Here is a 2,838-nt window from a genome sequence, read left to right on the forward strand (position 1 = left end):
CGGTATTCCGCCGGCCAAAGGCTCCTGCCATACCGCCGAAGTGGATGGTTATTTCGTCGAAGGCCACGTGCCGGCCGACGACGTCAAGCGTCTTCTGCGTGAGCGTCCCGAGGCCCGTGGGCTGACCGTGCCGGGTATGCCGGCTGGTTCGCCCGGCATGGAAATGCCGGACGGCCGCGTGCAGCCCTACACCGTCGAACTGATCACGCCCGACGGCAAGGCCGAACCCTTCGCCCGCCACGGCGACTGAGGGACGAAGGCGGCGCTTGACCTTGCCATCATGGCAAGGCCCAGGCTGCAAACATCGTCCATAGGAAGCCGCCATGAACACCCACCTGCCCGAACCGCCGGTCGATCCGACCACCAGCTTCCGCTTCGGCGTCACCGGCATGACCTGCGCCTCCTGTGTGGGCCGGGTCGAAAAGGCCCTGGCCCAGGTGCCGGGCGTGCTGACGGCCAGCGTCAACCTGGCCACGGAAACGGCTGCCGTCACCACCGACGGCAGCCCGTCCGCCGCCATGCTGGCCGCGGCCGTTGAAAAAGCCGGCTACGGCGTCGCCATTGAGGACGTGTCGATGGCGATCCTGGGCATGAGCTGCGCGTCCTGCGTCGGTCGCATCGAAAAGGCGCTCGCGGCCGTGCCCGGCGTGCAGTCGGCCAGCGTCAACCTGGCCACCGAAACCGCCCGCGTGCAGGTGCTGGCGGGCACGGCGCCGGAAGACCTGGTCGCCGCGGTCGCCGCGGCCGGTTACCAGGTGGCGCCGGAGAAACAGGACCCCGCGGACGCCCCTGCCCCGGGCGAGGCCGCTGTTCCTTCCGCCAAGGAAGAACTGGCCAGCCGCGAACGCCGGCATCTGCTGATTGCCGCGCTGCTGTCGCTGCCGCTGGCCGCGCCGATGCTGGGCATGCTGTTCGACCAGCACTGGGCGCTTCCGGGCTGGTGGCAGTTCGCGCTGGCCACGCCGGTACAGTTCTGGCTGGGTGCGCGTTTCTACCGTGCCGGCTGGAAGGCGCTGCGCGCCGGCACCGGCAACATGGACCTGCTGGTCGCGCTGGGCACCAGTGCCGGTTACGGCCTGTCGGTTTACCACCTGATCTTTACCCAGCCGCACCACGGCGAACCGCCGCTGTACTTCGAAGCCTCGGCGGTGATCATCACGCTCATCCTGATGGGCAAGTGGCTCGAGGCGCGGGCCAAGCGCCAGACCACCGAAGCGATCCGGGCGCTGCAGGCGCTGCGGCCGTCGACGGCGCGCGTGCGCGGTGCCGATGGACGCGAATCCGAAGTGCCGGTGGCGCAGGTGCGCGTTGGCGATGTCGTCGTCGTGCTGCCGGGGGAACGTTTTCCGGTGGACGGCGAAGTGCTCGAAGGGCGCAGCCACGCCGACGAATCCCTGATCAGCGGCGAATCGCTGCCGGTGCCGAAAGAATCCGGCGACCGGATCACCGGCGGCGCCGTCAATGGCGAAGGTCGCCTGCTGGTGCGCACGACCGCGGTCGGCGCGGAATCGGCGCTGGCGCGCATCATCCGCCTGGTTGAGGACGCGCAGGCCAAGAAGGCGCCGATCCAGCGCATTGTCGATCGCGTCAGCGCGGTGTTCGTGCCGGTGGTGGTGCTGATCGCGCTGGCGACGCTGCTGGGCTGGGGTCTGGCCACCGGCGACTGGACCAACGCCGTGCTCAACGCCGTCGCCGTGCTGGTCATTGCCTGCCCCTGCGCGCTGGGCCTGGCCACGCCGACGGCGATCATGGCCGGCACCGGGGTCGCGGCCAGGGCCGGCATCCTGATCAAGGACGCCGAGGCGCTGGAAACCACGCGCGGCCTGCGCACGATCGCCTTCGACAAGACCGGCACGCTGACCCTGGGCGCGCCGAAGCTGGCGACCCTGCGGGCCGTGGAAGGCGACGACAGCCACCTGCTGTCGCTGGCCGCCGCCTTGCAGCAGGGCAGCGAACATCCGCTTGCCCGCGCCGTACTTGAAGCGGCATCGGCCCGAGGTGACCTGCCGGCACCGGCGGCGGACACGGCGGTGCTGCAGGGTCGCGGCATCGAAGGCGCGGTGGCCGGTGAACACGTCGTGCTGGGCAGCGCACGGTTGATGCAGGAGCTGGGCGTCGAACTCGGCGCGTTGGCGCAGGTCGGCAGCGAACAGGCCAGCCAGGGTCACTCGGTGTCATGGCTGGCCGCCGGCAGCAGGCAGTCACTGCGCCTGGTCGGCCTGCTGGCCTTCGGTGACCCGCCGCGCCCGGAAGCCGCCGAAGCGATTGCCCTGCTCAAGGCGCAGGGCATCCGCTCGGTCATGGTGTCGGGCGACAACGCCGGCGCCGCCCGCGCCGTCGCCGCGGCGTTGGGCATGGCCCCGGCCGACGTGCGCGCGGAAGTACTTCCCGCCGACAAGGCCGACGTGGTGCGCGAACTTTCCGCCGACGGCCCCGTCGGCATGGTCGGCGACGGCGTCAACGACGCTCCGGCGCTGGCCGCGGCTGCCGTCGGTTTCGCCATGGGCGGTGGCACCGACGTCGCCATGCACGCCGCCGGCATCACCCTGATGCGCGATGACCCGCGCCTGGTCGCCGACGCCATCGATGTGTCCCGCCGCACCACCCGCAAGATCCACCAGAATCTGTTCTGGGCCTTCATCTACAACATCGTCGGCATCCCGCTGGCCGCGGCCGGCCTGCTTGATCCCGTCGTCGCTGGCGCCGCCATGGCACTGTCGAGCGTCAGCGTGGTATCCAACACCCTGCTGCTGCGCCGCTGGAAGCCGAAGGCCCGGCACTGAGAGCGAGGAGACCGCCATGTCCACACGCGCGATTCGTCCGGAACTGTCCGATGCC

2 protein-coding genes are annotated in these 2,838 nt (G+C 70.5%); both read left to right on the forward strand.

What is annotated here, in order from left to right:
• The coding region (locus AACZ35_RS13720; protein ID WP_339830237.1) for a DUF411 domain-containing protein at window positions 1-250 on the forward strand (250 nt) is incomplete at its 5' end.
• A gap of 73 nt (window positions 251-323) precedes the next feature.
• Window positions 324-2,783, forward strand: coding sequence for a heavy metal translocating P-type ATPase (locus AACZ35_RS13725; protein WP_339830239.1), 2,460 nt, complete (start codon window positions 324-326; stop codon window positions 2,781-2,783).
• Window positions 2,784-2,838 lie beyond the last annotated feature (55 nt).

It is taken from the genome of uncultured Arenimonas sp., from assembly GCF_963976025.1.
In the GTDB taxonomy this organism is placed as follows: Bacteria; Pseudomonadota; Gammaproteobacteria; order Xanthomonadales; family Xanthomonadaceae; genus Arenimonas.